The 18,319-nt window shown below is 72.1% G+C and carries 10 protein-coding genes; 1 reads left to right on the top strand and 9 read right to left on the bottom strand.

The features are described 5' to 3' along the window. Window positions 1–613: 613 nt before the first annotated feature. Window positions 614–3,037 carry a WD40/YVTN/BNR-like repeat-containing protein gene (locus FHL80_RS12590; protein WP_138733757.1) on the bottom strand — a complete coding sequence of 808 codons (2,424 nt, stop codon included), beginning with the start codon at window positions 3,035–3,037 and terminating at the stop codon, window positions 614–616. Between the two features lie 27 nt (window positions 3,038–3,064). Continuing rightward, window positions 3,065–3,745, bottom strand: a complete 681-nt coding sequence (locus FHL80_RS12595) for an outer membrane protein assembly factor BamB family protein (protein WP_216870681.1) — start codon at window positions 3,743–3,745, stop codon at window positions 3,065–3,067. A gap of 333 nt (window positions 3,746–4,078) precedes the next feature. On the opposite strand from FHL80_RS12595, the gene FHL80_RS12600 reads away from it, so the two are divergent. Then, window positions 4,079–4,339, top strand: a complete 261-nt coding sequence (locus FHL80_RS12600; protein WP_138733759.1) for a hypothetical protein — start codon at window positions 4,079–4,081, stop codon at window positions 4,337–4,339. A gap of 1,103 nt (window positions 4,340–5,442) precedes the next feature. On the opposite strand, the gene FHL80_RS25515 is transcribed toward FHL80_RS12600, so the two are convergent. The 7 genes from FHL80_RS25515 to FHL80_RS25520 all read right to left on the bottom strand — a co-directional run. Further along, the gene (locus FHL80_RS25515; protein ID WP_216870682.1) at window positions 5,443–8,973 is read right to left on the bottom strand and encodes a hypothetical protein; all 3,531 of its coding nucleotides are present in this window, start codon (window positions 8,971–8,973) and stop codon (window positions 5,443–5,445) included. 182 nt (window positions 8,974–9,155) lie between these two features. Continuing rightward, on the bottom strand, window positions 9,156–11,324 hold the full coding sequence (locus tag FHL80_RS12610; protein ID WP_216870683.1) for an AAA family ATPase: 2,169 nt from the start codon (window positions 11,322–11,324) through the stop codon (window positions 9,156–9,158). Between the two features lie 2 nt (window positions 11,325–11,326). Next, window positions 11,327–13,366: a hypothetical protein gene (locus tag FHL80_RS12615; RefSeq protein ID WP_138733761.1), complete on the bottom strand. Its 2,040-nt coding sequence runs from the start codon at window positions 13,364–13,366 to the stop codon at window positions 11,327–11,329. Continuing rightward, window positions 13,366–13,890 (bottom strand): hypothetical protein, encoded by a 525-nt coding sequence (locus tag FHL80_RS12620; protein ID WP_138733762.1) that lies wholly within the window; start codon window positions 13,888–13,890, stop codon window positions 13,366–13,368. The genes FHL80_RS12615 and FHL80_RS12620 overlap by 1 nt, the downstream gene beginning before the upstream one ends. Further along, window positions 13,887–15,041 (bottom strand): hypothetical protein, encoded by a 1,155-nt coding sequence (locus FHL80_RS12625; protein WP_138733763.1) that lies wholly within the window; start codon window positions 15,039–15,041, stop codon window positions 13,887–13,889. The genes FHL80_RS12620 and FHL80_RS12625 overlap by 4 nt, the downstream gene beginning before the upstream one ends. A 4-nt stretch (window positions 15,042–15,045) precedes the next feature. Next, complete coding sequence (locus tag FHL80_RS12630; protein ID WP_138733764.1) at window positions 15,046–17,337, bottom strand: hypothetical protein; 2,292 nt, start codon at window positions 17,335–17,337, stop codon at window positions 15,046–15,048. Next, window positions 17,334–18,319 (bottom strand): hypothetical protein (locus FHL80_RS25520; protein WP_216870684.1); only part of this gene is annotated, 986 nt, incomplete at its 5' end. The genes FHL80_RS12630 and FHL80_RS25520, both read right to left, overlap by 4 nt.

An 18,319-nucleotide genomic window follows, 5' to 3' on the forward strand; every position in this document is an offset into this window, starting at 1 on the left:
CCACGCCTCACGACGACCGGACATGGGAGTCCACCGGAGCGTCACGAAGTAGATCTCCGGCCTCAGGTTGTTCAGCCGAAGACCTGCACGCCCCGTTCCTTCCCTGCTCACTCATCCCCGTTGACCGGGCCCGCCGAACGGCGCCGCGTCGGTTCGGGCAGATCATCACGGTTCGCCTGAACCGCCGGGGCCGACGCCTCAGGCACGGCCGGCTGCGTCCGCCTTGCCGGTGGCGCGCTCGCCGACGAACTCCGTCGGCACACGCGTGTCGACACCGGTCCCTGGGGTGGCGCCGACCCGAGGCCCAGGTGCGCTTCCCGTCCTCTCACCGCCATGTCGGTGGTGATGTACAGATCTCAGGCGCCAGGCGTCACGGCGGCGTCAAGGAACTGTGATCGCGCGTCCACGGACCTTCCGGTGGCCACGACGAGTGGGCTGGTCACACGACCGGGCCCAGCGTGGTCGCGACGGCCGGAACCGGTGCCGTGGACTGGCTCAGTCCGTCCCATGCCCTCGGGCTTCATCGCCGGGCGCTACGGACGGCTCCCTGCCGGGCGCCGGACGCCTGGTCAGTCATCGGATCAGCCGCCCGGTCACTCGACCGAGCCGCCGTTCACACACCCGACAGGTCGATCCGGAACATGCCGCGGCCGTGGGTCACGGCGACCAGCGTCTCGTCCATCCAGATCAGGTCGTCCACCGAGACGTTGGCTGGGCCCTCGTTGGTGGGTGACCAGTGCCCGCCGGCGTCGTCGCTGGCGAACAGCCCGACCTCGGTGCCGAGGTAGACCAACTGGGGCTGCCCGGGATGGACGGCGACGGCACGCACCGGCGCGGGAGGCAGCACCGACGCCGGCGGGAACCAGTCGGCTCCACCGTTCCGGGTGATCCACACGTTGTCGCTCAGGTATCCCCCGAACGCGACGTAGACGGTGTCCGGGTCGCCGGGGTCGACGGTGATGCTGGTGCAGTACCGCTGCGGCGTGAGCGCGTTCGGGCCGGTCGCGCCGACCCGCTGCCAGGTGGGAGTGGGGCTCGTCCCGTTCGCCGTCCGGAACACCATCCCGTTGCGGTGCCCCACCCAGACGGAGTCGGAGTCGGACGGCGCCACGGCGATCGCGCTGATCGGCGAGCCCGTGCTCGGTTTGACCGAAGCCCAACGGGGGCCCGAGGTGGGCGTGTTGGCCCGCTTCGCCTCGTCGGTCCGCCACAGCTGCAACCCGCCGGCCAGGAGACGTTCCGGCTCGTTGGGGTCCAGCACGAAGGGGGCGATGAACAGGGCCTTCCCCAAGCGCGCATCGGGGATCTGGAACGGCACGGGCTTCCAGTCCCACGCCTGCGTGGCCTGGTTGAAGAACTGGCCGCTGATGTAGCGGTCGCCGGACGTGTCGTCGGTCGTCCCCCCGTCGGTGTTGCGGTGGATGTTGAGGAACACGTACTCGCCGTAGAAGACCATCGGGTCGGTGGGATCCGCGGCGCACCAGCCGCCGTCGCCCCCGAAGATCGTCGTCCAGCTCTCCGTGCCCCCCGAAGGGTCGTAGCAGAGCGTCCCGTTGTCCTGAGCACCACCGATGATCTTGCCGCTGGATGTGTTGCCGGCCCCGCCGTAGAACTGCGTCGCCCCGTAGTCGTTCACCAGCTCCGTCCACCCCGACGTGTACGGCGGGGCTGCCTCGGTGCCGACCGCGGCCAGGTCGCCGAGGTACACGCCGCCGTCGTTGCCGACGACGACCGTGGTGTTGGTGACGCCGTCGTAGGCCGGGTGCGCCACGAAGGCGTGCTGGTCGGCGTGCGCCGACGCCGGGGCTGCCCACCACGTGCTGATCTCCGCCAGGTGGTCGCCGCCGTCCAGGCTGCGCCAGAGGTTGATGCCACCGACGACGACCAGGTCGCTGCTGGTCGGATCGCCTGCCCAGATGACGTTGTCGTACCAGCCCTGGTCGCCCAGGTACGGCGCAGGGTGACCGTCGACGTCGACGGTCTTGCGGGGTGCATAGCTCTGCCCCCTGTCCTCGGACCGCCAGATCTCCCCGTTCGTGGCCTGGACGGAGGCGTACACGATCGTCGGGTCGGCGGCGGCATAGGCGAGTTCGACCCGCCCGGACCAGGGCCCGTGCCCGGCGGCCGTCCAGGTGAGTCCGCCGTCCTGGGTGAACCAGGCCTCGGCTGCGTCGACGGCACCGGCCACCGCGCGGTCGTCGTCCTGAGGGTCGAACCGCACGTCACCGGTGGCCACGTCGTGGACCTTCGTCCAGGTCGCCCTCGCCGCGTCGGCGCTCCGGAAGATGCCGGTCCCGGTGGCGGCCAGCACCACCGTGCCCGACGGCGAGACGGCGATCCGGTTGACCTCGTGGAAGTCCGGGGTGGCCGTGGACGGCAGCCGGGACCACGTCGTCGCATCGGTCGTCCGGAAGATCCCGGCCCCACGCAGCGCGTCGGCGTTGTTGAACCCCTCACCGGTGCCGACGTAGATGTGCGTCGGCCGGGACGGGTCCATCGCGATGGACGCGCAGGCCAGATTGGCCAGGAAGTCGTCGACCGGGGCCCACGAGCCGCCGCCGTCCGTCGTCTGCCACACGCCGCCACCCGCGCTGGCCGTCCACATCCGGTCGGGATCGGCAGGATCCACGACGATCCCTCGGGTGCGGCCCCCGATGTTCCCGGGACCGATCCACTCCCACACCGCGGACTCCAGTCCGGCCGTCGGTCCGCCACCGGGGGCGACTGCCGGCCCGGTCGGCACGCCGGCGGCGGTCCGGCTCGTCGACGTCGCGACCATGAGCGCACGCGTGGCAACCGCGGCGGCCAGGGCGTTGGCAGGCACCCGTCCGTCGTCGTCCCCCTCCTGCTCGAGTCGGAACAGCGCTCGCTCCCGCGGCATGTCCGGGTACTCACTGCGCCGGATCGCGCGCTGCACCGCGGCGTCGGAGAGCCCTGCCAGGGTGTCGGTGGTGGTACCGCGCGTCTGGCGCAGCACCTGGACCTGCTCCACGCTGAGGTTCTTGGTCCTCGCCAGGTCCTCGTCAGGGATGTTCATGGTCACCTCGGGCTTCGGTCGGATCGGCTACTGAGGGAGCGGGGGTGGGCGGCGGGTCTGCTGGTCGAGGAGGACCTCCCAGAGCACCGCGTCGTCCTCCTGATCGACGCCGCGGAGGACCACGGCGTCGGTGGCCGCGGGGGTCGCCAACTCGACACGGAGCCCCCCGGCCCGCCCGGCGTCGACGACGTCGGCAGCGAGACCGCGGTCCCCGGCGAGCTCCGCCGTCTCCCGTTCGGGTCGGGCGTGGGCGGCGAGGTCCCCCGGTGACGCGGGCTGGACCGACCGGGATCCCAGATCGACACGCACAGCCCCGTCCGCCTGCCGAGCGTGCTCGTCCAGGACGCGTGCACCGGGTGCCGCACCGCCCTCGTACCAGGTGCTGGCCTCCCAACGGAGCAGGACCTGCTCGCCGTCGAGGGTGCAGTCCAGCGAGGACGGCGGATCGTCGGCAAGGGCGCGCCGCGCCCAGATCGGGACGTCGGGGAGGACGGCCGTCCAGAGTTCCCGACCGTCCGCGCTGTCCAGGACGACGACCACGGGCCCGTCCGGATCGTCCACCCGAACAGCGACGACGGCGTGCGCGGTGACGGCGCACGGCCGCAGTCCCCGCCCCTGGCGCCAGCGCACGTCCCCGGTTCGTGGATCCAGGGCGAGCAGCACACCGGCACGGGTGCCGACGACGGCCAGTCGGTCGTCGTCGGTCACGCCACGCGGGATGCGCTGCATCTGGTCAGGGCTCCGAGCCCGGTCTCCGGGCGGCGGAGGGACGAGCCTGCGGCGCGTCGTGCATCTCCGCCTCCTCGTGGTCCGGCCGGCTGAGCATCCCGGGCGAGCGTCACCGCGACGTCACTGCCGCGTCGGTCATCTCCCTGCGGCCGTACCAGACCCGCGGGGCGCGTCGCCCGACTGGCCCGGCGGCCGGACACCCTGTCACCCGACCGTCACCGGTGACGTCCCCGTGACGGCGCGACTGGACAGTCGGCACACGATCGCCGCCGCTTCGCCGAAGGGCGCCGGCACCTGCCTGAAGGAGGATTCGTGGAGGAGATCTTCCCCATCACCGCAGGCCTGATCTGCGGACTGCTGCTCGGGCAGCTCACGGCCAGGCGGCGACTGGCGGTCGGCCTCGCCTTCTCGATCGTGGCCGGCTTCCTGGCCACGGTGCTCTCAGGTGAGTGGCGGCTCAACTGGGCGTTCCTGCTCATCGACATCCCGCTCGTCGCCGGGTGTGCAGCGATCGGCTTCCTCGCGTCGCGGGCGGTGGCGCTGCGGAGATCGACGGGAGAATGGATCCTGTAGCGCGGCCGGTCGACGAGCTCGCTCGCCGGCCGAGGGTGTCAGGACCCGCATGCCCCTGCAGGTGAGACGTCCCTGTCGCGGGGCGTGGTGGCAGGTCATGCTGCAGCTTTCGGCTCGGACCGGACCATAGTCCCCTCCCGCCCGTCAATCTCTCCAAGCCCGACGCCATCGTCAACACCGGTTCACCCCTGGAAGGCCTTGTCGACGGAACGCCGGTCAGGCCCGGCGCCCTCCTCGACCTGACCCGGTTCCCAGGCCCATGGGACACGGTCCAAGCCCGTGGGACACATGGCACCTCACCCGCGCCCCGCACCGAGACCACCCCCCGAGGTGCTCATGCCGGCCTCGAGCACCCTGTGCCCCGACACAGGCAAGGTTGACCAGTGCGTTCGGCTCGGCCGCCGCTGTCTCGAGAACCGACAGCAAGAAGGTCAGCGGCAGAGGTACAGCTCGTAGGGACGCCAGCCAGAGAAACCGCCTCGCGCGCTCCATCGAACACGTCGCGTCGACAAAGCGCAGCGCCACCCGGGAGAGGTGAGCGGTACGCACGCGCAGGCGCGACCCGCCCGCACTGGCCTTGACGTAGGCGGTGGGCGACGTACGCGGGTCGTTCACGAGCAGCAGATGATGCTCACCCCACCCGAGGAACCGCTAGGCGTGACGCGGAGAAGCACGCCGGCCACCGCCGGGATGTCGTGGTGACCAGACACATCCCCGGAGAACGTCGGCCAACAAGTCCTGGCACCGGACGCGCCGACCTGGACATCGCAGAATTGGACACCTGCGTCAGCATCCGCCGACCGGCGAGGGCAATCATCCAGGCAATGCCTCGCGCGTGAGGCGCCACCCGTCCGTTCCAGCTATGCGCTGAAAGCGCGTCGATGTGCGCGGCAGATAGTTGAGTCCAGCATGGTTGGACCTGTTGGCAAGAGTGAACATTGGTAGACCAAGGCCACCGGTTCGACTGTCCGACACTTGAATGACGGTTGCCGCTCGGGCAAGACGGGGACATGGCGGTGATCATGAACGGTTGTCCCGCCGTTCATTTCGCACCTACCACCGCGCATTTTCACCGTGTGCGCCGCTACGGTGGCCGCGCGAGGTCACCCCGCACCCTTGCGCCTCTCGGCCAGGACCTCGTCCACGGCCTCGACGGCCATTCCCTTGACGTCCGCCAATTGATCCTTCGAGGCCTTCGCGACCGCGTCTGGCGTCGGCAGAAGTTCCCCGGGGGGAATCCCACGCCGCTCGGCATGCGTCAGCGCGATACCTTCCGATTTTGCCCCGTAATCCTCATGGACCGCCTGATTGGTCCGCACCACAGCATGACCTCGGACCACCTCCAGGGTATTCGCGATCCGGGCGCGCTCCACGACTTGAGCGCCAGTCATGGTCAAGGGGGCGTCTGCAGCAGTTCCCTTGAGCTTTGCGGGCGCCGCCCCCTCCTTCTTTCGGGCGCGGTCGAGCACGCATTTAAGACGCCTGATGAGTGGACCGTCGGCATGCGCCTTGAACAGACCCGCCGACGACTTGTATGTCTTCGCTTTTGCAGCTCCTCGGTAGAGCATTATCGTCGCCTGCTCCTTGTCAACCCGACCCTTTCGCTTGATTTCCGGGAGCCCGAGCTCTTCCCAAAGCATCGCACCAATTCTGAACGGCAAGATGTGCTCGGCCTCCAGATGGTGGATTTCGGGCCCGTTCCGGAGGCTTGAGCCTTGCTCGCCGTAGAGTTTCTCCTCCCCGACGCCCTTAGCGTGCCGGCGTGGAATCTTCGGATCCTCAACGGCTTTGGGTGCCTTGGGCCCGGGCTCATCCGGACTGGCCGAGTAGAAGAATTGCCAGCTGTCGGCGGCGTCGTGCACCGAGAGCGAGGAGAATACGGGATTAGTTCTCCGAGTGTCAGTTGCGATCTCATCCGCCTCAGCCTTCGCCAGCTTGCCATCCTTTTCGCGCGCCGCGATGGCCCGATTCAGCGCAATCAGTCCGGCGTCAATCTTCGCCGCCTTCTGGGGGTCGTTCTCGTGGTTCGTCCGCTTCTTCTTGTCTTTGCTGCCGAACAGGCCCCTGATTGCGCTGCCAGCCGCCTTGACCAGCTTGACCGCCCCTCGGATCAACCAGTCGATCGCCTTGTTGACCGGCGTCTGAGCCCGCGCCATCGTCTCCTTGACCGGCTTGGACGGATCACCGATCCCGAGCAGGTTGGCCAGGAACCCGATGGCCACGGGGATGGCCTTGGCCAGCGCCTTCTCCACCCAAGCGGCGGCCGCGCCGATGTTCCCCTTCACGATGGCCGCCACGGAGTCGACGATCGCGGTGACCAGTTCCATGATCTGCGACCCGCGCTCGATGAAGAACTTCACGATGTCGTAGATCGCCTTGCACGCCTTGAAGAAGGCCGATGCCGGGTTGAGCAGGCTGATGATCCACGTGACCCCGGCGATGAGGACCTTCTCCTTGACGAAGTCGAAGATCGCGTCGAGCACCATCGACTTGAGGTCGGACACCTTCTCCTTGATGAACCGCCAGAGTCCGCCCACGCCCTCGGTGAGGAGGACCTTGAACACCTCGGCCGCGCCTTCGAGCGCGCCCACCACCGATTCCCCGACGATCTTGACGGCCCGCGCGCGGAAGTTGGCGTACGTGAGGCCGAGGAACTGGAGGACCAGGCTCACAATGCCCGGCAGGTCGAAGGCCTTGGGCAGCTGCAGCCCGGCGCCGGAGAGCGCCCCGAAGATCCAGTCCATCAGGCCCTTCTGCAGGTGCGTCCCGATGTTGGCCATGAAGTTCTTCAGGCCGAGCATCACGGCCGAGACGAGGTTGCCGAGGAACCCGATCGGGTCGTGGATGATGTCGCTGACCACGCCCGCCGCCCGCGCCAGGACACCGAGCAGCATGTCCTTGAACGCAATGATCTTCTTGACGAGCCCGACGGTCGCGTCGTAGACGCGCTGCCACAGCGACTTGTTCGCCTCGCGCAGTTCCTCCTCGCGCGCCGACATGCGCTCGTAGGACTCCTTGTACTGGTCGGCGAGCTTGCTGACCAACGCATCGCGGTGCTCGTCGATCTGGGTCGCCATGGCGTCGAAGTCGCCGCTCACAGCCTCACGCGCCTCGTCGCCGACCTGCCTGAGGTCCCCCTCCAGCCCCGTGACGAAGTCGTCGACCCGTCGGCGGCCGGCGGCGACGCAGTCCTTGGCCTCGGTCAGCTTCTTGTCGACGAAGGTGGCAACCTCGTCGATGGCGAGGTCGACCTGGTGCATGTACTCGGCTCGCGCCGTCCCGAGTGCCTGGGTGATGTGCTCGTCCCATTCGCTGCCCCAGGTCGTGAGCCAGGTACCGACGCCGCCCTTGGCGTCCTCGAACGCGGCCTCGTACGCCGCCTCAGCGCGGGTGAGACCTGCGGCGAAGATGGTGGGCGCCTGGTCGTCGATCTGCTTGAGGACCGCCTCGACCTGCCCCTTCGTCTCGTTCTTGATCCCGGCGATCCGGTTGGTGACCTCCTGGCGGCGCGCGGCGTCCCGGGCCGCGACGGCTCGCTGCTTGTCCCCCACCTTGCCGAGCTGGTCCCCTCGCCGGCCATGGACCTGGCTGAGGCCGCCGGCGAGGGCGTCCTCCCCACGGGCCAGTGCCTTCTCCTGGACCCCCGCCTCGTGTGCGCGGTACTGGCCCTCGGCTGCGGCTTCGTGCTTCTCGGCGGTCGTCCGCGCCTCGATGGTGGACCCGAAGGCGGGCTCGTTCCCCTTCCTGAGCTGGTCCTGGGTCACGTCGTTCTGCGCCATGGCGGTGTCGGTCGGGGCGCGGTCAGCTGAGTAGTCGAGTCGCTGTGCCGGCAACGGGGCAGGAACGACCGGTCCGGCCGGCACTGCGGCGGGCGGTGGCCCAGCCGGCTGGACGTGCAGGTCCGTCTTCGGAGGGGCCGGCTGAGCCGACGCCGGCACGTCCGTCCGCGCGGCAGCCTGCATCGGCCCGACGGCCGCGTCACGCTCCGCCCGCAGGTCGCCCTTCAGGGTCTGGCTCGCTGTGGTCGCACCGGTTTTCATGACCGTCGCGGCCTCGTCCTCCGTCCTGGGCTGCGGCGTCGCCTCACGGATTGCCTGCCTGAGCCGGGCCTTGAAGTCGTCGCGTCCGACGGCCTTGGGCTCCGCTGCGTCGAGCCCGGTCACCGTCTCGACGGCTGCGCCTCGGACCTGCTCCGTGCGCGGCTCGATCGCAGCCGCCTGTGCCGAGCCGACCGCCGTGTGCGCCGGTACATGCCGTTTCGCGACACCGGCGCGTCGGCGCACGGCGGCGACCGCGGGGGCGATCGCCTCCCGGGCATCCGGTCCGGCCGACGCGGCCGCAGGGGTCTCGGGAGCCTGCGCGACCGGTACGGCGGTCCCTCGTCCCTGCGCACCCGCTTCCGGGCCGGCCGGCCCCGCCGCCCGCCTCTCCGCCGCCTTCTGCGGCGAAGCCGTCACAGTCGGCCCGGCGCGACGGGGGGCGGTCGCAGCCGGCCGGCCACCAGGACGGCGCTGGGAACTGCTTGCGGACGCCGCCATCGCGCTGTTGCCGAGGGCGGGTGGTCGCCCGGCGAGCGCCGGGCCCGCAACAGAAGCGCCGGCGAGCGAGGCGGCGACGGCCGCATTGCCGACCATCCCCTGCGCTCGTCCCGCTCCGGCGACGGACGCTGTCGGTGAGGGCGCGGCCGTCATCCTCACGGGCGCCGTCGCCCGGCCTGACGAGCGGGTCGCGCGGCGCGGCGGCGCGGCGGCGGGCGCCATTGCCACGCTGGGTGACGGTCGTCGCGGACGAGCGCGCGGAGGCGGTGGCATGGACCTCACCGAGCCGATCGGGCCCCGGGCTGGCCCAGGAAGGTCGCGTACGGCCCGAGCTCGGCCGGCTGGAGCAGCCGCGCCTCGCGTTGGTACTGCCGGGCCACGCCGCGGACGACAGCCCCCATGGAGATCGCATCCTCACCGGCGTCCGCGGCCAGCAGTGCGGCGCTCCGGGCGGCCGACACGATCCCCGCACCCGTCATGTCCAGCCGGGCGAAGACGTCCAGGTCCACGTCCGGGGCCAGCGGGGCCTTTGCCGGGAAGGCCTGGTGCCACAGCCGCCGGCGCTCGGCCGGGCCCGGGCGGGAGAAGTGCACGGCGAAGTGGAAGCGCCGGGTGAACGCCGGGTCGATGTTCTCACGGAGGTTGCTCGCCAGGATGACCAACGCGTCGGTGCTCTCCAGTCGCTGGAGCAGGTAGCCCACCTCGAGGTTGGCGTACCGGTCCGTGCCGTGCTTGACCTCGCCACGCTTGCCGAACAGGGCGTCGGCCTCGTCGAAGAAGAGCACCGCCTGGCTCTCCTCCGCCTGGCCGAACACGGACTCCAGGTTCTTCTCCGTCTCCCCCACCCACTTCGACACCACCTGGGACAGGTCGACCGACAACAGGTCCAGCCCGAGGGAGTTCGCCAGCGCATCCGCCGACATCGTCTTGCCCGTCCCCGGCTCACCGGTGAACAGCACCCTGACACCCGAGTCGCCGGCCCGCCGGCGGAAGCCCCAGGCATCCGCCATGCGCGGCCAGGTGCGGAACGCCGCCGCGACCTCCTGGAGGTGGGCGAACTGCTCGGCAGGCAGCACCAGCTCGTCCATCGTGCGGGTCGGCGTGACGGCGTGGGCCTGCCCGGCCCACCGACCCCGGGTCACCGACGCGATGGCCGGCGCGAGGTGGTCGCCGAGCGGGGCGGGCCGCCCGTTCCCGGCCAACCGTGCCCCGGCGTCGGCCACCGCCGCGACGGCGCGCATCTCCTCCCCGTTGAGCCGGTAACGCGATGCCAGCTCTGTCAGCGACCCCTCGTCGAGCACCGGGAGCGCGGCCGCCCACATGCGACGGCGCTGGTCGTGGTCCGGGTCGGGCTGCGCGACCTCGGCGTAGCTGCGGGCGGCGAGCAGGCCGGCCGGCCGGACAGGCGCCGCGCCGGTGAGCACGGTCGGCTGCCGGCTGCGGGTCAGCAGGTCCAGCACCGCGGCACCGGCGGGGCCGGTCAGCTCGTCACTCCGCACCCAGAGGAGCGCGCCCAGCTCGGCCGCCAGCTGCGCGGCGGCACGGACCTGCTCGGGCATCGCACCGGCGGCCTGGTCGGCGAGGTCGACGGGCAGGCGGCGGAGCGGGCACCGGGCCGCAGCGGCGAGGGCCAGGGCGGCGTCCCGCTGCACGGTCGTCGACCCACCCCAGAGGCCGACCAGGTCGATCGAACGGCTGCGCACCGCCGCACCGAGCCGCTGCACCATCTCCGGCGCCAGTTGCGGCGGAGCGGTGTACCCGGGAGGCGGGAGGACCTCGTCCGGGTCCTCTCCCATCAGGTCGGCCGTCCCGCCGGCGCCGAGCAGGAACTCCGGCAGCCCCGGGCCCAGCACCAGTTCCTCTGTCCAGCCGAGGGCTGACGGTCCGGCAGAGCACAGCAGACCGTGCCGCCGCAACCTCCCGGCCGGCCCGAGAGACCGGCGCACCGACGCCGGGTCCGCGCCCCCTTCCGTCAGCACGGTGACGACCAGTTCGGCGCTCGGCAGCCTGCGGTTGAGGTCGTCGACGACGTAGGCGTAGGCACGCTGCCACGCCCGGTCCAGTTCCGGAGCAAGGGCCAGGAGCAGCACATCCTGCTCACGGCGGTCGAGCCGGAACCGGCAGGCCAGTGCGTCCAGAGGCAGTACGACATCGGCCGCGGCGGCCGCCCGGCGCAGCTCCCGTTCCCCGACCGGGTCGCCGTCGTCGGTGCGCGCCTCCGCCGGCCGGCCGAGGGCGGGCACCCCGGCGGCGATCCGGTCCACCTGCAGCTGGGCCTCCTGCGCGGTGACGCAGAAGGGCGTGAGGTCTGGTCGGGTGAGCTGCTCGGCCTCGGCGGTCTGCCGTTCCACCGCCTGGCGCAGCGCTCTGTGCAGCGGGAGCAGGCGCACCCGCAGGTGCGCGAGGGCGAGCTCCACGGCGTCCGCGGTCAGGATCGGTCCTGTCACGACTAGCCCCCGCTCAAGGTCAGGGTCCGCCCGTTCAGCCACGGGACGTCGTGGACGTCGGCCAGCAGGCCGTGGCGCAGGAGGTCGGCGTGCCGACGACCCAGCGGCACCACGACGGCCACCTCGTCCCTGCTGTACCGGACGACGCCGCTCAGGTCGGCCAGTCGTTCCAGCGCCAACAGGGGGTCGGGCGGCTCGCGCTCCTGCCAGAGCAGCCAGCTGATCGTGCCGAGCCCGAGGGCCGCGATGAGCGGCAGCGTCCGAGCCAGGCCGGTCACCGGTGCCAACGGCGCGGCCCGGCGGGACACCGCCAGTGCACGGACCAGGTCGTCGACCCGGGTCAGCTGGTCCGGCAGCAGGGCGAGGTGCGCGATCAGGTCCGGAACGGCCGCACCGGGCAGCTCGGGCGAGATCCAGGCGCTGCGGCCCGGCACCCGCAGCCGGTGTTCACCCCGTGTCGGTGGCAGGTCGGTGGCGATCGCCATGCCGGCAGCCGTGAGCCGGCGGAGCCGCTCCGTGCTCACCGGGCCGAGCACCGGGTCCGGACCGGGCGTGGCGCCCAGCAGCACGTTGGGCCGGCCGCACGCCGACCACATCCGCACCACGGCATCCGACTCGTCGGTCCAGCCGATCGGGAACAGCCCCTCCGGGTCGACGAGCAGGAGGCCCCCACCGGCCGACTCCGACACCTCGGTGAGGAGCAGTGGGCGCGTCGCGGTGTGGCCGCGGCAGAGCGTCAGCGCCACGACGGCATCGAGCACCGGCGCAGCGTCCGCGGCCCGGCGGAGGAACCCGGTCAACGCCTCGTCCCGGACGTCGTCCAGATCGGCGAAGGCGGCCGCCGCCGTTCGGGTCCCGGGTGCACGCTGCCAGCCGCGGTGCAGCGGCGCGAGGACGGTGTAGGCCAGGGCCGCGGCGAACAGCTGCGTCTGCCGGAGCAGGTGCCGGTCGTCCCCGCGGGCGGCGCACGTCAGCGCCGGTGCCAGCGCGTCCAGCACACCGACCCTGGCCAGCGCTCCGGCGACCAGGAACGGCAGTACCGACTCGACCTCCACGGGTCCGCGGACGCGGTTCCCCGCTGACACGACTTCGCCGCCCAGCGACAGAGCTACCGGTAGCGGCTCGCCACGTGGGTCACCGGATGCGGGCCCGGCCGCCAACGGCAGGTCCCGAGCGGGATCGGGCTGCGAAACGGCGGTCGCCGGGTGGGCCGGGCCCGGTTCGGCCGGGTCGCCGCTCCGGACGACGTGGTCCCCCCCTCTCTCGGCGCGGCGCCGGGTGACCGCCGCGTCGAGGGCAGCAGTGACCGCTTCGGCGACGTCCCCGCGCTCTCCGCTGCCGGGATCGCGGGGCAGCCCGGCCGGCGCCGCGCTCGCCACCCACAGCTCGCGCCAGGTCACGAGCGTCGGGATGGGCAGCAGCTCAAGGAGGACCGCCAGCTCTCCGCACTCAGCGACCCTCAGCAGCAGAGCGGGCAGCACGGCGTCCGGGTCGGCCGGTCCGACCGCCTGCGCGAGCGTGGCGGCCACGGCGTCGCGGGTCGGCTGCGGGAGCAGGTCGAGCACCGGCGCCAGCTCGTGGCGTGCGGCCAGCTCCGCCGCGAACCCGAGGATCGGCGGCCCCGGTGGGTGCGAAGGCGCCCGCAGCGGCTGCGCGTCCGGGTCACCCGCCGGCGACGCACCATCGCCAGTTGTCAGAGATCGGGCGAGCGGCACCTGAGAGGTCCGCACCGACGCCCGGACGGCGACATCGACCAGACGTCGCCCCGCGCCGGAGGGCGCGCCGGTCCGGCCGGAAGACCCGGCGAGCAGCTCCGGGAGCCCGACATGGACGTCGAGCACCACGGGCTCGGTGATCTCGATGTCCTCGTCGCCGTCCGGCAGTGCGTCGAGCTCGCGGGCCAGCAGCTCCGGCAGCGCATCGAGCACCCGGCGGGTGAGCAGGTCGGGGTCCGGACCCCAGCTCCAACCGCCACGCCGGACGACCTCGACCGTGCACCGCCGCACGACGACGTCCTGACGCGGGCCGAGGTCGCTGCTCATCAGACCGTGTGGACGTCGAGCCAGCCGAAGCGGCCGGGGACGAGCACGAGGACGCCGTGGGTGCCCGCGGTCGACGTCACCGGTAGCACCACCTGCTGCTGCCCGTCCTCGATCGTCCCCTGCAACGGCGCCGCTGCGCCGGACACCACCACCAGGACGTCCGTGTCCGCAGTCACGGGGTCCGGTAGGGCCAGCGTCAGCGTCGAGTTCGTCAACGCCAGCGAAGGCTGTCCGGGCGCCCAATCGGTGAGCCGAGCGAGCGTCTGGCCGCCGGTGGAGGACTCCGACAGCTCGTGAGCCATCGGTTCGATGAGGGGTTCCGGCACCTTCGGCAAGGTCGTGCAACGGAGCATGTCGGCCGGCAGGGGAAGGTCCACCACCGTGTGGTCCTCGGTCCACAGGTGCACCACCAGACCAACGGGGCCGGTCAGGTCGGCGACCTCTGGTTCGGCTGCCAGGCCGGTGCCGCTGAGCGCCCCCACGACGTGGCCGGTGAGGGGCACGTGCACCACGGTGACGCTCACGGCGTCCCTCCTCCGTGGCCGTCGCCGGCCACCGTCGCGAGCACGAGGAAGTCGGCTGCCGCGGGCAGGTCGCAGAAGGCGCCCTTGGTGTCCACGCTCAACCAGCGCACCAGGCTGAGCAGCCTGCGCTCGGCGTCCACGGTGCACGTGACGGGGCCCAGAGCCCAGAGACCGGAGGGGAGCGCCGCCGGCCGCTCCAGCCGCGGGGTGACGCGCAGGTGCAGGTCGACCCTGCCGGCGTCGACCTGCACCTGCGTGACTCCCTGTGGCAGCGGGAGCAGCATCCCGTCGGTGGCCGTGCCGGACGTGACCAGGACCCTGGGGGTGGGGCCGCCGATCTGGAGCGTCCCGCCGACGTACAGGTCGCCCTGCGGGTTCACCTCGAGCAGCCGGTCGACCGAACCGTCGCCCTTGAGCCGGCCGAACGTGAGGGTGCCCTCACCGCCGTCCAGCACGAGCGCCGACCGGCCGGCCTCGGCCGCCGGGTCGGGGCGCAGCATCAGCCGGCCGGATCGGGCGACCACGGTGTCCGCGCGGACCCCGGCATACCGCCGTCCCACGCTCCCCGAGGTGTCGAACTCGTCGGCGAAGTGTCCGTTCTGCCAGAGCACGAAGCCCAGCAGGACCCGCCAGGGGACGGTTCCGTTCCCCGGGCCGGCGTCGACGGCCGGGGGGACCTGGTCGTCGACGAACCGCTCGTCCCCGAGCCGGCCGAAGATGACCTGGTACGCCTCCTCGACACGGGTCGGCTGCGCCGTGCCGCCGCACGCGGAGGTCAGCAGGGACACGGACTGCGGCTGCGCGTCCCGCCCAGCGAGGAACACCGGGTACAGCTGAGTGGTGGGCTGGTCGGCACCGTTGGTCTGCCGGAACGCCGCCTCCTCGAGGGCCACCGGCTCGGCCACCACGATCTCGCGCCCGGTGCCGTCCACGGCGACGCCGGGTTGCACCGTGACCGCGACGAAGTCCGAGCCGTTGTCCGGGTCGGTCCGACGCTCTTTCGTCAGCGTGAGTCCCTGGGCTATGCCCCAGTCGTGCTGGTGGCGGTTGTGCCGTGCGACGGCTCCCCGCGCCTGCTCGACCGTGGCCGTCAGGTCACCGGCGGCCAGCACCTGTCCCTCGTAGAAGGCCGGACGCACGAGTGTGGCCATCGGTTCACGCTCCCGGGTTGTCGTTGCCATCGCCGGGAGCCGGTTCGGCCGCCGGCCCCTGCACGGCCCCCGGCCCCTGCACGGCCGCCGGCCCCTTCTCGGCGGCCGGCCCCTGCTCGGCGGCCGGTGCCCCCTGGGTCGCCGGCGCTGCCTTCTTCGCCACGGCCGACTTCTTGACCGGGACCGTCGTGCCCGCGGGGGCCGTCTTCTTCACGGGAACCGCCTTCTTCGCCGGAGGAGACGATCCGCTGGGCCCCGGGACCGGCTGCCCGGCCGGGGGTACAGCCGGTCCTTCGCCCGGCGGAGGCTGCGTGCGGCTCTCCAGTTCAGTCAGCCGCGCCGTGACGGCGGCCAGCTGGCCCCGCAGGGCGGCGATCTCCTGGCCAGAGGCGGGAACACCGTTCCCCACGACGTCCTGGTCGGGTGCAGGCGCCACGCCGGACGTGGTGGCGGCCGGAGCCGAACGCGTCGCCGCGTCCGAGCGGTTCACCGCGGACGACGAGGACGTGGCGCCGACCAGCGCCAGCAGCCGGCCGAGGTCCGAGGCGTCCGGCTGGTCGGAGAGCCAGCCCGGTCCGAACGGCAGGTGCACGCCGTCACCTGCCTTGACAGCGGTGTCCTTCGGCACCGGACCGCAGCAGACCCGTCCGGCCAGCTCCTGCAGCTCGTAGAGCTGGGGCAGCCAGGCGCTGTAGGTCGCCCCGCCCGGCAGGACCTGCTCGCGATCAGCTGCGCAGATCCGGATCACCGTGCAGTCGTCGACCTCGAGGCTGGCCAGCAACACGTCCGTGTCCGCGCAGTCGGTCGGCGACGGCAGCAGGGAGCCGCACACCAGGTCCACGAGGTACCGGAAGAGGACGACGTAGACGGCGTCGGCGAGGGTGGCGAGGTCCTTCAGCTCCGCGGCGCCGACCGTCCCGGCGTCACCCTCGTCCTGCTCAGGCAGCGGCAGCGGCGCCACGATCCGCGCGACGTCGACCCGCAGGTCGCAGCTGGTCACCTCCGCCGAGGTCTCCAGCCGGATCAGCAACCACTCCCTGAGCCGGGCCAGGTCCCTGCGCAGGTCGGACCGCAACGGCCGGTCCAGGGGTGCTCCGAGGGCGACCAGCCGCTGCTCCATCGGCGTCCGGTTGCCCTCGGCCAGCACCTGCGCCCTCGTCTGCCCGACGACGGCCCGGGCCACCCCGCGCCGGGCGGCGTCCGGCCAGGTGCGCTCGGGCAGCGACACTCCTGTGCTGTCCGGCCCACCCGCCGAGTCGTCGACCGTGGGGCCGAGCCAGTCGCAGGCCCGGCCCAGCGTGGTGCGGGCCTCCTCGACCTGGGACAGGTCGTCGTAGTGTTCCCGCAGCCGCTTCTGGCCGGCCTCGTCGTACAGGTCGTAGCGGGCGACGGCCGCAGCCAGCGTCCGCACCGTCTCCGTCATCTGGCGGTCGAGCGCCGGGGAGCGGTCGCCACCCGTCCGCTCGAGCAGCGCGCGCAGACCGTCCAACGCAGCGGTGAGGTGCCGCGCGTCGGTGGCCTCGAAGACGATCCGGGTGTCCTCGGCGAGCGCGGCTGCGCGCAGCCGCTCCCGGTACTGGCCGAGCCGCCGCCCCCGGGACCAGACGGTCAGGAAGCCGCTCAGCTCCCCCAGTGCCCGGCGGAGCGTGTCGCCCGGACGGTAGCGGTGGTCCGGGGGGTCCTGCGGGCACTTGATCGACAGGATGAACCCCTCGCGCACCCTGGACGGCACGCAGCCGACCGGGCCGCACGGCTCCTGGGTGGCGTAGGGAGCCACGGGCTCGGCGTCCGCCTCGGCGTAGCGGATGTAGAGGCCGTAGTGGCGCGTCCGAGTACCCTCGCCCTCCTCCCCGGATCCATCCGGCTCGGCGCACGGGTCGCCGCAGTCGACTCCGAGACCCCGCACCCGCATCTCGTGGACCAGGTCGGTGACGGGGACGGTCTGCGGACAGCCGACGACGATCTCGCTGCCGCAGCAGTCCAGCGCGTACCCGGGTGTCACCACGACGTCCCCACCGCCGCACGGTGCGCAGAACACCTCCAGTCCGCTGACGACGCCGGGGCCGAAGAGCAGCCGGTTGCGCAGGCGATCCTTGCCGGTGACGTAGTCGATCAGCAGCTGCAGGTCGTCCTCGGTGAGCAGCTGGCCGGCGAAGAACCGCGGCCGGGTGAACCCCGCCGTGGCGGGCGCCGGACTGCCACCGCACCGGCAGCCCCCGCTCGCGGCATGCGCCCCGCCACTGCAGCCGCAGCCGCCGGAGCGGGAGCTGCTCGCCGGCATCGTCGTGACCGTCATCGGTGGTCCCTCACTCGGTCGTCCCGCACGAAGAACCAGCTCTCGAAGGTCGCGCCGCCTGCCCCGCTGCCGGAGGTCCACGGTCCGATCCCGGACGGCGGCACCGGGCAGAACTCCGGTTCCGCCCCTCCGCCGATCAGCGGCACCAGTCCCCCGACGTTGGTCCCGTCCACCGGCCGGCAGCAGCGATCGAGGATGAAGGCGGTCCGGATGGTGATCAGCACCCGGTCCTGGTGCTGCAGCGTCTCCCCGGTGACCTGTCGGTACCGGAACTGGCTCGTGTACCCGTCCTCCGGCAGGTCCTGGAACTCGCCGGCCATGCGGTACACGCTCGCGTTCTCACCTCGTCCACCCTTGAGGACCTCGATGTCCACCACCCCGGGCCGCAGGCTCCGGGCGTGGACCTCATCGGAGAACCGGACCACGAGACCCCCGGACTCCTCGTAGGTGCCGAGCAACTGCTGGGTCTCCTCCACGGAGTAGGTGGAGCCGTGGGTCCAGCTCACCCCGGTGATCACGGTGGGCCGGCGGAGTCCGAACGGCCGCCGGACCTCCTCGTGCACCTGTCGGCGGTCGACCGGCCGGTGCCAGTCCACGTCGTCGATCCGGGCCAGCCACAGCACCGTGTCCTCGCAGGTCTCGCAGGTGTCGCAGCGGGTGTCGGCAACCGGGCGGGTCGCCGTCACGCGGACGACGAACCGCTCCTGCGTGTAGCCGAAGTCGCAGTCCTTGCCGCCGCCGCACGCGTCGTCGTAGACCATCCGGGTCGGTTCCACCGCCCGCTCGTCGTACTCGACGCCGACCCAGAGCGTGGCCCGGTCCGGCCACTTGGCGCGGTCCTCCGCCGACAGGGCCGCCCAGAGGTCGACCTCGCAGCCGGAGTCGGGGTAGACGACCACCTCGTTCCCGACACAGTCCACCCCCAGGCCCTCGGTGATCCGGACCTTGGCCAGCCGCGGACGCGGTGACCCCGCCCCCGCCG

Origin of the sequence: Modestobacter excelsi (genome assembly GCF_005930495.1) — a bacterium.
GTDB lineage: Bacteria > Actinomycetota > Actinomycetes > Mycobacteriales > Geodermatophilaceae > Modestobacter > Modestobacter excelsi.

Excerpts from the sequence above, each read along its gene's own strand:
- FHL80_RS25515 (WP_216870682.1), bottom strand. The coding sequence starts at position 8,973 with ATGGTCGGCAATGCGGCCGTCGCCGCCTCGCTCGCCGGCGCTTCTGTT.
- FHL80_RS12625 (WP_138733763.1), bottom strand. The coding sequence starts at position 15,041 with ATGGCCACACTCGTGCGTCCGGCCTTCTACGAGGGACAGGTGCTGGCC.
- FHL80_RS12630 (WP_138733764.1), bottom strand. The coding sequence starts at position 17,337 with ATGACGGTCACGACGATGCCGGCGAGCAGCTCCCGCTCCGGCGGCTGC.
- FHL80_RS12590 (WP_138733757.1), bottom strand. The coding sequence starts at position 3,037 with ATGAACATCCCTGACGAGGACCTGGCGAGGACCAAGAACCTCAGCGTG.
- FHL80_RS12615 (WP_138733761.1), bottom strand. The coding sequence starts at position 13,366 with ATGAGCAGCGACCTCGGCCCGCGTCAGGACGTCGTCGTGCGGCGGTGC.